We start from the raw sequence: 17452 nt of genomic DNA, 5'->3' as shown, positions 1-17452 counted from the left end.
TAAAGATATTGTTATTTGTCTGATAATTTGTTACTATTTTAGAGGCTACATTTTTCATTTATTATAATTACATAGGGGCAGGGTGATTTTAATGGAAAGAACTTTTTTAATGGTAAAACCAGATGGTGTGCAGCGTAACTTAATTGGAGATATTGTTGCACGATTTGAACAAAAGGGGTTTAAATTAGCCGGAGCTAAATTAATGACAATATCTACAGATTTAGCTGAAACACATTATGGCGAGCATAAGGAGCGCCCATTCTTTGGGGAACTGGTTGATTTCATTACTTCCGGACCAGTTTTTGCCATGGTATGGGAAGGCGAAAATGTCGTTGCTTCTGCTCGTACCATGATGGGGAAAACGAATCCATCAGAAGCACTCCCGGGAACAATCCGGGGCGACTACGGCATTAATGTTGGCAAGAATATCATTCATGGTTCGGACTCTTTAGAAAGCGCTTCAAGAGAGATTGACCTCTTTTTTGACGAGAAGGAATTGAATTCTTATAACAAACAACAGGATGCGTGGATTTATTAAACTGAAAGCGTTGTCGAAACCTCCGTTAAATATACGGGGGTTTTTGCGTACAAGCAGAGGAGGTTAACGAATGAAAGATGATTATGATTTAATGAAGCAGAAGGTGCATCAATCACTTAAACTGAATTTGAGCTTATATAAAGAAGCGCAGATGAAACGAAGAATCACGACTTTAAGAGATAAACATGGTTTTAGAAGCTACATAGATTATTTTTCAGCCTGTCAAAAGGATACCAAGTTATTGGAAGAATTCACAGAGAAATTAACTATAAACGTATCGGAATTTTACCGGAATCCAAATCGATGGGATGTTCTGCAAAAAAAGATTATTCCAGAATTAACAAAAAATAAAAGAAAAATTACGATTTGGAGCGCTGCCTGTTCTACTGGGGAAGAGCCATATAGTCTCGCAATGATGCTGGAAGAATACTTTCCGGGTTTACGTTACCAGATTCGTGCTACAGATTTTGATCAGGCTGTTTTAAGCGCAGCAAAACAAGGAAACTATCAAGAGCGTTCTTTAAAAGAACTCCCGGCTGCTCTGAAGAAAAAGTATTTTACATCACAGGGGACCATTTTTCAAGTTGATCCGTCTTTAAGAAAGCATATTCGTTTTGAACGCCATAATCTATTAGAAGATACTTACCCTAGAGATGTAGATCTTATCGTCTGTCGAAATGTATTGATTTATTTTACCGATGAAGCAAAAAATAATATATTCCATCATTTTAATAAAGCATTAACGAAAGGAGGCTGCTTATTCGTCGGCAGTACAGAACAGATATTTAATGCAGAACAGTTTGGTTTTTATTTAGAAGACAGCTTTTTTTATCGGAAACAATAATTTATACTACCCGAAACGGGCTTTTATATGGTATAGTAATTAGAAAACTTTCAACTATTTAAATGGGTAAAGTATATTCGATATTATCTAAAAAATATGACATGTTCATATTGCAAAATGTATGGATAATAACAACGTTTATACGTATCTTATTTTAATAGCTTTATAAAGATAAAGGAGAATGTGTAGTGCGCTACTTAACAGCTGGAGAATCACATGGAAAACAATTAACGACAATTATCGAGGGCCTGCCTTCACAGATGGAATTAAAGGCAGAAGATATTAATGAGAGCCTGCGCAGAAGACAAGGCGGGCATGGCAGAGGCAAGAGAATGCAAATTGAAAAAGATACGGTAGATATTACAAGCGGAGTACGTCACGGATATACATTGGGATCTCCTGTGTCACTGGTGATACATAATGATGATTTTAAGCATTGGACAGATATTATGGGAGCAGATCCGCTGGAGGACGGAGCCAAACTGCGCAGAGTCGTAACAAAACCTCGTCCGGGACATGCAGATTTAAATGGCGGTCTGAAATATGGGCATCGTGATATGCGTAATGTATTAGAACGCTCTTCTGCAAGAGAAACGGGCGCTCGAGTTGCTGCAGGTGCAGTGGCAAAATCACTTTTAGAGCAATTGGGTATCTATGTTACTGGATATGTGAAAGAAATCGCAGGGATTCGGGCAGAAGAAAAAAATGATTTAACAGCGAAAGAACGCGCTGAAATTTCTGGGGATTCTCCTGTAATGGTATTAGATTCTAATGTGGAACAGCCAATGATGGATGCAATAGATGAAGCGAAAAAAGTTGGCGACTCTATCGGCGGTATCTGTGAGGTTTATGTAGAGGGCCTGCCTGCCGGAATCGGTTCTTATGTGCATTATGATCGAAAGCTGGATAGCAAAATTGCAGCGAGTGTTGTCAGCATTAATGCTTTTAAAGGTGTGGAATTTGGAATCGGTTTTGAAGCAGCCCGCTTAAACGGCAGCGAAGTACATGATGAAATCGCATGGAATGAAGAAGATGGATATCATCGGACAACGAATCGTCTTGGCGGTTTGGAAGGCGGAATGAGTACAGGGATGCCAATCATTGTTCGCGGGGTAATGAAGCCTATACCTACATTGATGAAGCGCCCATTACAAAGTGTGGATATTGAATCCAAAGAACCATTTAAAGCAACAGTGGAAAGGTCCGATGCTTGTGCAGTACCGGCAGCTTCTGTGGTGATGGAGCATGTTGTCGCGTTTGAAATTGCAAAAGCCGTCACAGAACAATTTTCAAGTGACCGATTCCCGCAATTAAAACAGGCAATTGATCAGTACAGAGAAGAAATCAGGTGCTTCTAAATGAAACAATTAACAATCCAGTCCAGCCAGCGTAGCTATCCTATTGTGATGGAAGCTGGATTACGGTTTCACGTAAAGAAGTGGTTAAAGAAGGAATACAGCTCTATTTTGGTGATAACAGACGATAAAATAGCTGATAAATATTTACAGGATGTTGTAAGCAGCCTGGAGGGACAACACGTTTATTCTTACATTGTTCCAGCCGGGGAAGCTTCTAAAAACATGGATCAATATTACAAATTGCAGACAAAGGCAATCGAGAGCGGTTTAGATCGTAAATCGCTCATCATTGCTTTGGGCGGCGGTGTTATAGGTGATTTAGGCGGATTTGTTGCTGCAACCTTTATGCGTGGAATCGATTATATTCAAATGCCGACGACTATTTTAGCACATGACAGCAGTGTGGGCGGCAAAGTAGCTATCAATCATGAATCCGGTAAAAATCTGATTGGCTGTTTCTATCCTCCGGCAGCTGTTTTATATGACACAGAAACACTGGCATCTTTACCATACCGTGAAATTCGGAGTGGCTATGCTGAAATTTTAAAAGAAGGATTTATTTCTGATATTCATCTGACAGAAGAATTATTGTCGCTGTCTTTACAGCAGGTTACCACTGCGCAGCTGGAAAATCATTTAGAGGCTGGTATAAAAGTAAAAGCAGCTATCGTAGAAGATGATGAAAGAGAATCTGGTGTCCGGAAATATTTAAACCTCGGTCATACATTGGGACATGCGTTAGAAGCTAGATTGGGGTATGGAACGGTAACTCATGGAGAGGCCGTTGCGAATGGAATGCTATTTGCGCTTCATGTAAGCGAGGATATGTCAGGGGAAGAGCTCCCTTTTCATGAACTGCACCATTGGATGAAAATAAATGAATATCCTGTTATCGACATAGAAGAAAAGCGTATCGCCGAGCTCGTCAAAAGCATGAAGGCAGATAAAAAGTCCGTTTCCGGACATATTCAGATGGTATTACTGAACCAAGTGGGCGAGCCGACTGTCGCAAACTTACATGATTCCTCTGTGGAGGCTTATATCAGAACATATATAGAGAGGATGAACAAGCTATGACAAGAGGCGTGCGCGGTGCTACAACCGTAGAAAATAACGAAGCAAATGAAATTATTGAACATACCAGGGCACTGGTTCAGGAAATGGCAGAGAAAAATAATATTCAGGCAGAGGACGTTTCCCATGCTTTTATTTCAGTGACAAAGGACGTGAACGCAGCATTCCCTGCGAAAGCCTTACGTGACATTGAGGGATGGAAATATGTCCCAGTTATGTGTATGCAGGAAATCGATGTCCCCGGCAGCCTGCCCAAATGTATTCGAATTATGATGATTGTCAATACCGATAAACAGCAAAAAGAGGTTGAGCATACATTTCAAAGAGAGGCTGTAAAGCTGCGTCCGGATCTTTTAGAAAGAAAGGATAGTTAAGTAATGAGAAGCAAAGAAGTATTAAAACAGCTTAGTCCATATAAACAAGGGAAGCAGACAAAGGATATTCAAGAAGAATTCGGTCTTGATTATATCGTTAAATTGGCTTCTAATGAGAATCCTTATGGATTTTCAGATAAAGTGAAGGAAGTCTTCCAGATAAATGAGCCTGTATTTAATATCTATCCGGACGGCTATACATCTGAACTCCGCTATCTGATCAGCGAAAAATTAAATGTAAGACCGGAATCGCTTATTTTCGGAAGCGGTTCGGAGGAAATTATTCAGATGCTTTGCCGTTCTTATCTTACTGTAGGGGATCAGGTTATTATGGCAACACCGACATTCCCGCAATATAAGCATTATGCTTTAATCGAAGGTGCAGAAATCATAGAGCATCCTGTAAATGAGGATGGAAGTCATCCGCTTGATAAGATGCTTGACTCGGTTCAGGATAATACAAAAATTATCTGGATTTGTACACCGAACAATCCAACAGGCACTGCGCTTTCCAAAGAAGAGCTGGAGGACTTTTTAAATAAATGCCCTTCAGATGTACTTATTGCTTTAGATGAGGCATATGTTGAATTTTTGCAGCCTGAGAAGGATTTAAATGCTCTGAAACTGTTGGATAAATATCCAAACCTGATTGTTTTACGTACATTTTCAAAAGCTTATGGACTGGCAGGACTGCGTATTGGCTATGGAATCGCCGATCCATTGATTGTGGAAACCTTAGATAAAGTCCGTGGTCCGTTTAATACAACGTCTGCAGCACAGCAGGCTGCTGTTATTGCCTTTTCAGACCAGGATTTTATTCAGCATACGTATCAGAAAAATAAAAAAGTATTAAAGCAATTTCAATCCTTTTTAACTTCCATCGGCTGGGATTATTATGAATCAGAAGCGAATTTCTTACTTGTGAAAACACCGGAAAGCGGAATGGATGCTTTTGATTATTTAATCAAGCATGGTTTTATTGTCCGACCTGGAGAATTATTAGGTATTCCAAATACCATTCGTGTTACGATTGGAAAAGAAGAGGATATGAAGGTATTGGAGAACGTACTAAGAGATTATCAAGAACAATTAAATTAGGTAAGGTGAATGTATGAAAAAGCAGCAGGTATTGATAGCTGGACTCGGCCTCATAGGCGGGTCCATTGCTAAAGCGATTAGAAAAGAGTCCGAACATTACATAATCGGTTTTGATGTAAACGAAAATACACTCCATTTTGCTTCGAATCATGGTATCATTGATGAAGCTTTTACCACTTTTGAAGAAGCTGCATTAAAGGCGGATATTATTATTATTTCTGCACCTATTTCAGAGACGATTCAGCTTGTTTCCAGACTGGATGACATTCCTTTCGAAAAAGATGTGATTGTCTCTGATACAGCGTCTGTAAAAGGTTCTGTACTTATTGCTGCAAATGGTTTAAGCAATAAAGCCATCCGTTTTATCGGCGGGCATCCAATGGCGGGCTCCCATAAGAAAGGGATTGAAGCGGCGAAGGAACATTTATTTGAGAATGCCATTTATGTTTTATCCCCTCTTGATAATGCAACTGAGGAGAATGTAGATACATTAAGAGACGTTTTATCTGCAACCAAAAGCAACTTTGTTGTATTGCAATCTGATGAACATGACGAAATGACAGGAGTTATTTCTCACTTTCCGCATCTTATAGCATCATCACTTGTCCATCAGGCGAGAAAATGGGAGAAAAAACACTCCTACCTTCCGAAGCTTGCAGCAGGCGGATTTCGGGATATTACCCGGATTGCCTCCAGTAACCCGGTGATGTGGCAGGATATTTTTTATCACAATCAATCGAAAATGTCTGCCATGCTGGATGATTGGATTGTTGAAATGGAGCAGCTGAAAAAGCTGATTGAAGATAATGAAAAAGAAGAGGTTATTACGTATTTAGACAGCGCCAAAAATTACCGTGATGGATTAAATGAAGGCGGACGCGGTGCAATTCCGGCGTTCTACGATGTTATCGTTGATATTGCAGACCAGCCGGGTGCCATAGCTGAAGTGGCGCTTATTCTGGCAAATGCATCATTAAGTATTAAAAACATTGAAATCCTTGAAGTACGGGAAGGAATTACTGGTGCACTGCGCTTGAGCTTTTACACAAAAGAAGCGCAAGAAGCCGGTCAGAAGATATTAAAACAACGTGGATTTGAAACGATGATCCAATCTTAACGGCAAGGAGGAGAACGTATTGTCGCATGTTCAATTTGAATACACCTCACCAAGATTAGAAGGTGAAGTTATCGTTCCTGGAGATAAGTCGATATCACATCGTTCTATTATTTTCGGGAGTATTTCACATGGAATTACAAAAATATCAAATTTCCTTGACGGGGAGGATTGTCACAGAACGATTGATGCTTTTCGGGAGATGGGAGTACAGATTGAAAAAGAAGGAAGCTCCGTACTCGTTCATGGGAATGGGTTAGAAGGATTAAAAAAGCCTGCTGGAGCATTCGATTTTGGTAATTCAGGGACCACGACCAGATTAATGCTGGGTCTATTATCTGGACTGCCATTTGAAACGAAGATTTTTGGGGATGCTTCTCTTACAAAGCGTCCGATGGATCGTGTGGTTACGCCATTAAGAGAAATGGGTGCTGCAATTCATGGGCAGGAAGATGGAAAATATCTCCCGATTACCGTTCATGGAGGCGCCTTAAAAGGAATTACCTACCGCCTTCCGGTGAAAAGCGCTCAAGTAAAATCAGCTGTTTTATTGGCAGGCTTGGTTGCAGAAGGAGAAACTGTCGTACAAGAAGACACTGAAACAAGAAACCATACAGAAGTTATGCTTCAAGCCTTTGGTGCTGATTTAAAGCAGAAGAAAGAAGGAATTGTCGTTACAAACAAAGGGAAGCTGACAGCTTGTGACGTGGAAGTCCCCGGCGACATTTCCTCAGCTGCTTTCTTTTTAGCTGCCGGAGCAATTGTGCCCGGAAGTACAGTTACGTTAAAGAACGTCGGTTTAAATGCGTCCCGGACGGGCATTTTAGATGTAGTCAAGCAAATGGGGGCAGCTATTACTGTTTCTAATGAGCGCACTACAGGCGGTGAAAAAATTGGTGATTTAACCATTAAATATACTGCCTTAAAAGGGACGACAGTAGAAGGGGAAGTCATCCCCCGCCTGATTGATGAAATTCCAATACTTGCCTTGCTGGCAACACAGGCAGAAGGAAAAACGGTAATCAAGGACGCCGAAGAACTGAAGGTAAAAGAAACAGACCGCATTGAAGCAGTGTGTCAAAATTTAACAACACTGGGAGCAAATATCACACCGACCGAGGACGGAATGATTATTGAAGGACCAACCCGTCTAACAGGCGGCACCATTTCCTCCTATATGGATCACCGGATTGCCATGATGGGTGTTATCGCAGCGCTCGTATCAGAAAGCCCGGTAAAAATGGATGAAAAAGACAGTATCAATATATCGTATCCGACATTTTTTGATGACCTGGAAGCAATTTTGCAATAACATTTTCGTATATTTAAATTCTGGCTACAGTTCTAGTTATTTGAACTGTAGCTATCTTTTTTGTATGATAAATTGGAAGCAAAAGAAACACAAAAAGAGAGGGGTTCTTTTAAATGAACACCATTCAACAAGCAATCGAACTGGCTGAAAAAAATGAAACAGAAAAGGCGTTAGCATTATTAAGTGATTACCAAAAAAACGCAGATGATGATTCTCTGTTTCAAATAGCTGAACTATACCTGCAGTGGGGATTTCTAATTGAATCTAGAACCATCCTCGAACAATTGATTGAAAAATATCCTGAAGAAACGTCGCTGAAGCTTACCTTATCTGATATTTTTATTGAATCCGAAGAAGATGAGCTGGCGATTACGATATTAAATGAAATTCCGGAAGAAGATGAAGGATATGTTCAGGCGTTGATCCAGCTTGCGGATTTATATCAGGCTCAGGGATTATTTGAAGTTTCGGAGCAAAAGCTGTTGGAAGCAAAGCATATCGACCCTCAAGAGAGCGTTATTGACTTTGCGCTCGGAGAATTATTCTTTTCTATCGGCGAATACCTAAAGGCTATCAACTACTATGAGCGCGTCTATGCGAAAGCAAAAGAAATAGGGAATGTTGCTATAGAAGACCGGCTTGGAGAAGCATATGCTGCTGCTGGTGAATATGAGAAAGCACTTGAATTTTACAAAGAAGAGGAAGACCCGGAACCGGATAATTTATTTAAATATGGAATCACCGCCCATCAGGCTGATCGTAATGACATCGCTATAAAAGCTTGGGAGCATGTGTTGGAAATCGATCAAGACTATTATGCGGCGTATACCCAGCTTGCCAATGTATATAAGGAACAAGGGACGCTGGAAGAAGCTTATAAAGTTGCGGAACAAGGTTTGGAAAGAGACTCCTATCAAAAAGAACTCTATTTCCTGGCTGGAGATATTGCTCACCAATTAGGGAGAAATGCGGAAAGTGAAGAGTATGTCAGGCAGGCTATCGCTTTAGAGCCGGATTATAAGGAAGCTGTCTTATTTTTGATTGAACTGCTTAAAGCAAGAGAAGCATTTGATGAGATTGTTGAATTAATCCAAAGTATTAAAAACTCTGGTGCAGAGGATGCACTCTATGATTGGGAACTGGCCAAAGCTTATGTTGAAATAGAATCGTTTGGTGATGCATTAAATAGCTATCAGGAAGCATATACTAGTTTACAGCATGACAGCGACTTTTTAAAAGAGTATGGCTATTTCCTGACCGAGGAAGGAAGACTGCAAGAAGCCATTCCAGTCCTGAAAGCATATCTCGGCCAGCAGCCTATTGATGAAGATGTGCGTGAGCATGTGGAACGCTTGGAACAAGATTTATTGTAGGTGACATGTCTAGCTTTTAGAGAGGAGAGAGGGGAGAGCGGAATGCTATCATCTGTAACTGCAAAAGATAAGAAGGACTTCATCCAGTGGTTTTTAAACCATTACCGCTTAAAAAAACGGGAAAGTGTATGGATACTTAATTACTTAGTAAACCATATGGATATTTTAGAACATGTGCATTTTGTTAGAGATGTAAAGTATTGTCCTAGAGGCGTAATGATTTCCAGTCGCTGTTCAGAGAAAATACCATTTCGATTTTACAAAAATCATCTGGTAACAACGGACGCAGAGAAAACTTTTCATGACATCCGGTTAAACAAACAGGAAGCGTTATTTATCCAATTAAATTTTCATCAGGCAAACCAAAGCGCTTATTATGCTGCTGTATTAGAAGAAAACCCATTCTTGCCGGATGATTACTATTTAACAAAAGATGACAAACAGACCACATCTGAATTATTGGATCAGCTCCTGATTAATCAAAAACAGGAACGTTTGCGGGAAGCGATTGATGAGGCTTTAGATTCGGGAAATCATACGAAATTTTTAGAGCTGACAAAAGAGTTAGAGAAACTGCTGAATAAATCATAAAGAGCAAGCTTAAAAACGTATAAATCAAATGATAATGTTTAAAAGCAACCTATATTTTTATGGGTTGTTTTTTTTCGTAACTCAAGTTTCATACATTAAAAAGTAACTTCATTTCCATAGAAACAGGAGTTACGGCGTTCCGTTTTGCTTTCCGACGTCCTGGGGCTGCGATTACTCGTCCCATCGAAAACATTTGTACGTCGGAAAGCGGAGTGGTTGGTTGCAGGAGCTATGGACCATCACCAATTCCAAAAAGGCCGGATATTTAATCAAAAAGTAAGCATGTAATGGAGAACATATTCATCCGGGAATAGCAAGATATATATGCTTATTCTTAGGTGTGAAAATTGAATTTGTAACAAATAGATTAAATATTATTCATCATGGATAGAATAAGAAAGATTGGCAAATAAGCTTGGAATCGCGAAAAAGAGACCGTGTTTGTCATGGCCTGGGCCTGTCTGTCTATCAGTTGTATTTGCTGACAATTTATCCTTTCCTATATGTGTGAAAAATTGTTACAATATAGGCAAGTATTTTGGAAGGGAGGATTGTTTATGAAATGGACAAGGGTTGATTTGCAGAAATATGAACAAGCGAAGGAGTATATTGATACAGTGATTGTACCGTTAGCACCTTTTCAAATTGGTGCTTTAGATGCTACTGCTAAAAATGCAGATCAGTATGAGATTTTAACGCTTTTTGCCAGAGAGCTGGAGAAAGAATTAATGGGCAGAATTATGCTTACTCCGACTTATACATACATCAACTCGGCAGAGAGGTCCGAAGAGGCAGAGCGATTAAATCAGTGGACAGCTCATTTTAACGAACAGCCTTTTAAACAGGTGCTCTATATCAGCTTTGATCCGTCTTGGCGAAAAATAGCCAATGATTTAGAAGGAGAATTTATTTGGCTTCCAACTATTCCTTTAAAAGATGCCGAACCAGCTGCAATAAAAGACATGATAAGAGACCAGACTATGCAAACAGCAGAATTAGTCAAGTCCTTTTGGTAGAGTAAAACAAAATTATCAAAACATTTACAGTTAACCTAGGATATATATTGACCGAACCAATAGTTTACGCTATCATTATTAGTGTCCTAGTAATCTGATTTTATCTTAAAAATGTCCGTGACTATTTGAACACAGAGGGGGGAAAACCATGAGTGATGAAAAACGCGATATATCCCGCAGACAATTTTTAAATTATACGCTTACAGGCGTAGGGGGCTTTATGGCTGCCGGTTTGCTGATATCACCTGTTCGGATGGCAATCGATCCTGTATTGAAGTCCGGTGAAGGCGGAGATTTTGCAAATGTTGGACTAGAAGTTTCTGAAATCACTTCTGATCCACAGCGTGTCGATTGGACTGTCGATCAGGTAGATGGCTGGTATGAATCAGAAGTAAATCAAACAGCCTGGGTATATCGAAATGATGATGACGAAATTGTTGCCTTTTCCCCAGTTTGTAAACATTTAGGTTGTTTTGTTTCTTGGGAAGGAAATGACGACTATCCAGAGGAGTACTTCTGTCCTTGCCACAATGGCCGTTATTACAAGAATGGGGTGAATGTTCCTGGAACACCGCCATTGCAACCGCTTGATGTTTATGAACAGGAAGAAAGGGATGGCATGCTGTTCCTAGGTAATATTAGACCACATGAGGAGGCGTAATAAACAATGTTACAGAAGATTTATGATTGGATCGATGATCGCATTGATATTACGCCAATATGGCGAGATATTGCCGATCACGAGGTTCCAGAGCACGTTAATCCAGCGCATCACTTTTCCGCATTTGTATACTGTTTTGGCGGATTAACATTCTTTGTAGTAGTAATCCAAATTCTTTCCGGTATGTTTTTAACAATGTATTATGTGCCGGATATTGAAAACGCATGGCAATCTGTTTACTACCTGCAGACAGAAGTAGCACATGCTCAAATTGTCCGCGGTATGCATCACTGGGGCGCTAGTGTCGTTGTCGTAATGCTATTATTACATACTTTACGGGTATTTTTCCAAGGGGCATATAAAAAACCTCGTGAGCTTAACTGGATGGTAGGAGTTCTTATCTTCTTTGTTATTCTGGGACTAGGCTTTACAGGCTACCTGCTTCCTTGGGACAACAAAGCGTACTTTGCGACTCAAGTGGGACTAGAAATCGCGGAACAAGTACCATTTATTGGAGAAGCTCTTAAAACGCTTCTAGCTGGGGATGCTACCATTGTTGGTGCACAAACCCTGACACGTTTCTTTGCAATCCATGTCTTCTTTTTACCGGGAGCATTGTTTGCATTATTAGCAATTCACTTTATCTTAATCCGTAGACAAGGTATTTCCGGACCACTATAAAAAGGAGGGCAACCAATGCATAAGGGTAAAGGTATGAAATTCGTTGGTGATTCTCGGATCACAGCGGAAAGAACATCAAAAGTACCAAAAGATTATTCCGAGTATCCTGGTAGAACAGAAGCTTTTTGGCCCAACTTTTTATTAAAAGAATGGTTGGCCGGAGCAGTTTTCCTTGTAGGGTTTTTATGCTTGGTGTTGGCACACCCATCTCCGCTTGAAGGAATGGCTGATCCGACAGATGCAGCATATATCCCGCTGCCAGACTGGTATTTCTTATTCTTGTATGAATTATTAAAGTATCAATTTGCAAGTGGTAATTGGATTATTCTTGGAATTCTTGTTATTCCGGGAATTGGGTTTGGAGCGCTATTCCTTGCTCCATTCTTGGACAACGGTCCTGGGCGCCGTCCGCGTCACCGTCCAATTGCTGTTGGGATGATGCTTTTAGGACTAGCGTCCGTTATTTGGTTAACGTATACTTCTGCAGCACCAGTTGACTGGGAAGAGCGTGCCGAGCAAAACAAACCAATTCCTCCAGGCGAATCTATTGTTGATGAGAGTCACCCTGGATTTGCAGCGTATGAAACAAGCTGTCTAAGCTGTCATGGCGGAGAATTGGAAGGTGGAGCAGGTCCTGCGTTAGTCGGAGGAAATGAGCACACCAAAGAAGAAATTATGGATATTGCTGTCAATGGTATTGGTTCCATGCCTGCCGATCAGTTCCAAGGAACGGATGAAGAACTGGAACAATTAGCAGATTTTATCATTGAAACCAATGAAGCAGCAGCAGAATAAAGAATAGTCAGAAGCACCTTTGTCCACAATAAGGCAAAGGTGCTTTCTCTATTGATGATAATGACAGAAGGGAGAAATTGAATTGAAAATGCTGTCATACATATTATTAGATAAAAAATTTTTGATCCTGCTTTTCATGATAAATTTCCTGGGGACCATCTATGGTTATTACTGGTATGGATCACAATTAGAAATAACTCCGCCGATATTTATTCCGTTTGTCCCGGACAGTCCGACAGCCAGTCTGTTCTTTACGATTTTCCTGTTGTTTTTTATTTTTGGGAAAAACATACCCTACATCGAGGCATTAGCAATTGTTTCTTTATTTAAATACGGCGTCTGGGCCGTCGTTATGAATTTATTAACCGTGGCAACTGGTGGAAATATTGGCGAAGCAGGCTACATGCTGATTGCATCCCATTTAGGAATGGCTATTCAAGGATTGCTTTATGCACCGTATTACAAAATAAAGCTGCGGCATTTAACACTTGCCGGGATTGTTGTGTTACATAATGATATTATTGATTATGTCTTTGGCCAAATGCCTATTTATTCCGATTTAACAGAGTATATGAATGAAATTGGTTATTTTACATTTTGGTTAAGCGTGGTGTCTGTTCTGCTTGCTTATTACCTGACGGTTCACAAGAAACAACGGCATATATAAGAAGCTTCCTGAAGTTAGAGCCCTCAGAATTTCGGGCAAGATATAGCTATTTCCAAAGTATTTATGTTACTATTTCATCTATTCTTACTAATCAGAAAAACCTGACCGTCATACCAAGTCGCCTCTCATCATAAACTTAGAATATACATCAAAAGATCAGAGGTGATCTCTATGGCAGAGAAACTGCTTCGTGTGATGACAATCGGATTCATAGGGATGTTTTACCATGCAAACGATGTTCATGCTGCCTCTATTCCATCAGGAAACATTTACTATAACAGCTTAGCGCCGTCTCCGTTTATTTTAGGTGTCATAATTGTAGGCGGTTGCATTATTGTTACATTATCTTATGTAAGTTGGAAAAAATACAAAGGGGAAAATGCAGGGAATAAGCCGGTCCGCAAAAACGACAAATCAGTTGACTAAAATAGAGATACTGACTAAAATTGACCTTATGATACAGTAATGGGGGTATTAAGAAATGGTCGCTTATTTGATTTATTTTGTCTTATTAATGATTGTACCGATGCTTGCATCAGGAAAAGTAAAAAGCACGTATACAAAGTACTCTAAAAAACCAACATCTTCCGGAATGACGGGCGCAGACGTTGCCAGGAAAATTTTAGATGATAATGGTTTGCATGATGTACAGATTGGAATGGTTAAAGGGGAATTAACAGATCATTATGATCCACGTAAAAAGCAAGTAAACCTTTCTGAAAATAATTACAACGGCAGATCGATGGCTTCTTCTGCTATCGCAGCACATGAAGTAGGCCACGCGATCCAGGATCAGGAAGAGTATGCATTTTTACGCTTTCGAAGTGCTTTAGTTCCAGTAGCAAACTTCGGCTCTAATATTTCTATGTTCTTAATCATTGCGGGTATGCTTATGCAAGCAAGTAATATGCTGCTTCTTGGAATTATCTTCTTCGCAGCTGCAGTGCTTTTCCAATTAGTGACACTGCCAGTTGAGTTTGATGCTTCAAATCGGGCGATGACCCAGATGGTTTCAGCGGGTATTATCCGTAACAATGAAGAACGGGAAACAAAAAAAGTATTAAATGCCGCCGCAATGACCTATGTTGCTGCAGCATTGGTTGCCGTTGCTGAGCTTATCCGCTTTATTCTTATCTTTGCGGCAAATAGAGACTGATATGTAAAAAAAGGTGATCCGAAAGGGGTCATCTTTTTTTAGCTAAGGAATAAATATAAATAAAACCAAAAAAATCACTAGTTCTTTAAAATATTGGTATTCTTGCCGGGCAGATGTCCGCTCCGGGAAGCCGCTTTTCGCTGGCAACGTTCAGCCTTCTCGAAAGAAGCCCACTTTCTGCGGGGGCTTCACCTGCTGCTTTTCCCGCAGGAGTCGACAACATCCGCTCCCATCTATGTGGAATTACATTTTTATTTGCTTTTTTACAAAGAAATAACACAAATTCTAGCGATGGTTTTGATGGGGCAAGTAATCGCAATCCCAGTGTGAAGACCCCGCAGAAAAAAGCGAACTCCTTTTTTCTACCCACAGGGCATAAGTGTGACTTTACTTCTGTCTATGCCTATAGGCTTGCCAATCAGCAGGTCTTCTTTGAAGGAGATGAGCTCGGGGCCCACGGAAAGCGTAGTGTATTTCTTATTAGCCAATCATTCAGCTATGTAAGAGAAAGGAGCTAAGGATAATTTCCTAAGCTCCTTTTTATCTTGCCTAATCATTTAACGGCTTTTTATTCTCATCCAATGTGAAACCTTCTCCCATCACCTCATGCACGGTTGTCATCGAAACAAAGGCAGAAGGGTCTGTCTGATTAATGATGTTTTTCATCCGGACAATTTCATTTCGTGCGACTACACAGTAGAGCACATTCCTTTTCTCTTTGGAAAAGCTCCCCTGACCATTTAAAATTGTCACGCCCCGTTCCATTTTTTCCATAATCTGTTCTGCGATTTCTTCACTTTGATTTGAGATGATAAATGCTCCTTTTGCAGCGTATGCGCCTTCCTGAATAAAATCAATCACCCGCGCGCCAACAAATACAGCCAGCAGAGTGTACATTCCTTCAGACAGCTCAAGGAATGTCAGAATAGAAGTGATAATCACAAGAAAGTCAAAGACAAACATCGCTTTTCCGATACTCCAAGAAGTGAATTTGTTAATGATGCGAGCGATAATATCCACTCCGCCGGTTGTCCCGCCAAAGCGGAAAATAATTCCTAATCCAATACCGATAAACACACCTGCAAATAAAGCGACAAGTGTCATATCATCCTCTAATCCAATTTGAATCTGATAGATTTGAAAAATCCAGAGAAAAAGAGACACGGATAAAGTTCCAACCATGGTATAGACAAACGCATTCCTGCCTAGTATTTTCCATCCAATAAAAAATACCGGAATATTAAGGACAATATTCGAGATTGCCGGGTCGATATCCCATAAGAAGAAAAGCAGCAGGGTGATACCTGTAAAACCGCCTTCTCCTAGATTGTGCTGCATATTAAAATGGACAAGTCCAAAGGAAAAGATGGCTGCTCCTATTAAAATAAATACAATATTTTTTACTCGAACCTTCAACTTATTATGCCTCCTTATGTTCACGTTTCAACCGTAAAGCTGACGATGTGCCTATGTATGCAATTCCTAGTATTTACAGCTTGTTTATAGCCAATATCTATTATAGCCAATATAAAATCAAGTAACAATCCGCATACTGTACCAATTAGTTGTCAAAATCCTTGCTTTTAGCTAACATGAAAGAAGAGAAAAAAAGTATATTGATTTTAAAGAGGTGTCAGAAATGGAGAATACCAGCCATACATTAAAAGATGTCCAAAAACGTGTGGATCAATACATATCTCAATTTAAGGAAGGATATTTCTCTCCGCTTGCTTTGATGGCAAGATTATCTGAGGAGACAGGAGAATTAGCAAGAGAAATTAATCATTACCATGGTGAGAAGCCAAAGAAAGCAGAAGAGAAAGAAAATACAGTGGAGGAAGAAGTCGGCGATATGCTTTTTGTATTGGCCTGTTTAGCTAACTCGCTGGATTTTGATTTGTCGGATTCCTTCGAAAAATCGATGCAAAAATTTGAAACAAGAGATAAAAATCGCTGGACAAGAAAAGAGGAGGAAAATAATCATGGCAATTAAAATAATCGTAGCAGGTCCGAGAGGAAGAATGGGAAAAGAAGCAGTCCATATGATTTATGACACAGCTGATTTTGAATTGACCGCTTGTTTAGACCATAAAAATGACGGAAAGAAATTAAGTGATTTAGAAGGCTTTTCAGGTGATTTTAATGCCCCAATCTACACAGACATCGAAAAATGCTTTTCCGAGCAGCAGGCTGATGTATTTGTTGATTTAACGATACCTGAAGTCGGTTATAAACATACAAAAGCAGCTTTGAATCATGGCATTCGTCCAGTGGTAGGAACTACAGGATATACAAATGAGCAGTTAGAAGAGTTAAAACAGCTGACAAAAGAAAAACAAACCGGGTGTATTATTGCGCCTAATTTTGCTATCGGAGCTGTGTTAATGATGAAATTTGCAAAAATGGCAGCTGCCTATTTTCCGGATGTGGAAATCATTGAAAAGCATCATGAGCAAAAATTGGACGCGCCATCCGGTACGGCGAAGAAAACCGCGGAGCTTATTCAGGAATCCAGAAAATCGAAAAAGCAAGGTCATGCCGATGAAGAAGAAACCATTAAAGGTGTCCGCGGGGGAGATTTTGATGGCATGCGTATTCACAGTATGCGTCTCCCTGGTCTGGTAGCCCATCAGGAAGTGGTGTTTGGCGGTGCCGGACAAACGTTAACCATCCAGCATGATTCGATGAACAGAGCCTCCTTTATGGACGGCATCAAAGAATGTGTCCACCAGGTCATGGATTTGGACGAGCTTATTTATGGTTTAGAAAATATTTTATAAGAAATAACAGATATAAATAA

At 40.0% G+C, this 17452-nt stretch carries 20 protein-coding genes; 19 read left to right on the top strand and 1 reads right to left on the bottom strand.

What is annotated here, in order from left to right; translation table 11 throughout:
- Window positions 1–91 precede the first annotated feature (91 nt).
- From ndk to BN997_RS17520, 17 genes are all read left to right on the top strand, one after another.
- Window positions 92–538, top strand: a complete 447-nt coding sequence (gene ndk / locus BN997_RS17600) for a nucleoside-diphosphate kinase (RefSeq protein ID WP_042534150.1) — start codon at window positions 92–94, stop codon at window positions 536–538.
- A gap of 70 nt (window positions 539–608) precedes the next feature.
- Window positions 609–1382, top strand: coding sequence for a CheR family methyltransferase (locus BN997_RS17595; RefSeq protein WP_042534148.1), 774 nt, complete (start codon window positions 609–611; stop codon window positions 1380–1382).
- A gap of 188 nt (window positions 1383–1570) precedes the next feature.
- The gene (aroC, locus tag BN997_RS17590) at window positions 1571–2740 is read left to right on the top strand and encodes a chorismate synthase (RefSeq protein WP_042534146.1); all 1170 of its coding nucleotides are present in this window, start codon (window positions 1571–1573) and stop codon (window positions 2738–2740) included.
- The gene (aroB, locus tag BN997_RS17585; protein WP_042534144.1) at window positions 2741–3817 is read left to right on the top strand and encodes a 3-dehydroquinate synthase; all 1077 of its coding nucleotides are present in this window, start codon (window positions 2741–2743) and stop codon (window positions 3815–3817) included. It abuts the gene before it with no gap.
- Window positions 3814–4188 (top strand): chorismate mutase, encoded by a 375-nt coding sequence (gene aroH, locus BN997_RS17580; RefSeq protein WP_042534142.1) that lies wholly within the window; start codon window positions 3814–3816, stop codon window positions 4186–4188. The genes aroB and aroH overlap by 4 nt, the downstream gene beginning before the upstream one ends.
- Before the next feature lie 3 nt (window positions 4189–4191).
- A complete protein-coding gene (gene hisC, locus BN997_RS17575; RefSeq protein WP_042534140.1) occupies window positions 4192–5286 on the top strand; it encodes a histidinol-phosphate transaminase in 1095 nt (364 codons plus the stop codon).
- A gap of 13 nt (window positions 5287–5299) precedes the next feature.
- The gene (locus BN997_RS17570; RefSeq protein ID WP_042534138.1) at window positions 5300–6403 is read left to right on the top strand and encodes a prephenate dehydrogenase; all 1104 of its coding nucleotides are present in this window, start codon (window positions 5300–5302) and stop codon (window positions 6401–6403) included.
- 19 nt (window positions 6404–6422) lie between these two features.
- Entirely contained in the window at window positions 6423–7712 is a 1290-nt protein-coding gene (gene aroA, locus BN997_RS17565) for a 3-phosphoshikimate 1-carboxyvinyltransferase (RefSeq protein ID WP_042534136.1), read from the top strand.
- A 113-nt stretch (window positions 7713–7825) separates the two neighbouring features.
- The gene (locus BN997_RS17560; RefSeq protein ID WP_042534134.1) at window positions 7826–9085 is read left to right on the top strand and encodes a tetratricopeptide repeat protein; all 1260 of its coding nucleotides are present in this window, start codon (window positions 7826–7828) and stop codon (window positions 9083–9085) included.
- 42 nt (window positions 9086–9127) lie between these two features.
- Complete coding sequence (locus tag BN997_RS17555) at window positions 9128–9676, top strand: ReoY family proteolytic degradation factor (protein WP_042534132.1); 549 nt, start codon at window positions 9128–9130, stop codon at window positions 9674–9676.
- 557 nt (window positions 9677–10233) lie between these two features.
- The gene (locus tag BN997_RS17550) at window positions 10234–10692 is read left to right on the top strand and encodes a DUF2487 family protein (protein WP_042534130.1); all 459 of its coding nucleotides are present in this window, start codon (window positions 10234–10236) and stop codon (window positions 10690–10692) included.
- A gap of 148 nt (window positions 10693–10840) precedes the next feature.
- Window positions 10841–11353 (top strand): QcrA and Rieske domain-containing protein, encoded by a 513-nt coding sequence (locus BN997_RS17545; protein WP_042534127.1) that lies wholly within the window; start codon window positions 10841–10843, stop codon window positions 11351–11353.
- A 6-nt stretch (window positions 11354–11359) separates the two neighbouring features.
- Window positions 11360–12034 carry a menaquinol-cytochrome c reductase cytochrome b subunit gene (gene qcrB, locus BN997_RS17540; protein WP_040981375.1) on the top strand — a complete coding sequence of 225 codons (675 nt, stop codon included), beginning with the start codon at window positions 11360–11362 and terminating at the stop codon, window positions 12032–12034.
- Window positions 12035–12049: 15 nt separating this feature from the next.
- Window positions 12050–12829, top strand: a complete 780-nt coding sequence (locus BN997_RS17535) for a menaquinol-cytochrome c reductase cytochrome b/c subunit (RefSeq protein ID WP_042534122.1) — start codon at window positions 12050–12052, stop codon at window positions 12827–12829.
- Window positions 12830–12917: 88 nt separating this feature from the next.
- Entirely contained in the window at window positions 12918–13496 is a 579-nt protein-coding gene (locus BN997_RS17530; protein ID WP_042536273.1) for a lipoprotein heptaprenylglyceryl N-acetyltransferase LhaT, read from the top strand.
- A gap of 171 nt (window positions 13497–13667) precedes the next feature.
- Window positions 13668–13922 (top strand): sporulation protein YpjB, encoded by a 255-nt coding sequence (locus BN997_RS17525; RefSeq protein WP_042534119.1) that lies wholly within the window; start codon window positions 13668–13670, stop codon window positions 13920–13922.
- A gap of 55 nt (window positions 13923–13977) precedes the next feature.
- Window positions 13978–14652, top strand: a complete 675-nt coding sequence (locus BN997_RS17520) for a zinc metallopeptidase (RefSeq protein WP_042534117.1) — start codon at window positions 13978–13980, stop codon at window positions 14650–14652.
- 549 nt (window positions 14653–15201) lie between these two features.
- Here BN997_RS17520 and BN997_RS17515 read toward each other — a convergent pair.
- Window positions 15202–16068, bottom strand: a complete 867-nt coding sequence (locus BN997_RS17515; RefSeq protein WP_042534115.1) for a YitT family protein — start codon at window positions 16066–16068, stop codon at window positions 15202–15204.
- 223 nt (window positions 16069–16291) lie between these two features.
- On the opposite strand from BN997_RS17515, the gene BN997_RS17510 reads away from it, so the two are divergent.
- The gene (locus BN997_RS17510) at window positions 16292–16645 is read left to right on the top strand and encodes a nucleotide pyrophosphohydrolase (protein WP_042534113.1); all 354 of its coding nucleotides are present in this window, start codon (window positions 16292–16294) and stop codon (window positions 16643–16645) included.
- Window positions 16635–17432 carry a 4-hydroxy-tetrahydrodipicolinate reductase gene (dapB, locus tag BN997_RS17505; RefSeq protein ID WP_042534112.1) on the top strand — a complete coding sequence of 266 codons (798 nt, stop codon included), beginning with the start codon at window positions 16635–16637 and terminating at the stop codon, window positions 17430–17432. Before BN997_RS17510 ends, dapB begins: the two co-directional genes overlap by 11 nt.
- Window positions 17433–17452: the final 20 nt, after the last annotated feature.

The organism is Oceanobacillus oncorhynchi, assembly GCF_000821065.1.
In the GTDB taxonomy this organism is placed as follows: domain Bacteria; phylum Bacillota; class Bacilli; order Bacillales; family Amphibacillaceae; genus Oceanobacillus; species Oceanobacillus oncorhynchi.
Note: the sequence above shows the minus strand (reverse complement) of the source record. Positions and strands in the feature narration are given on the sequence as shown.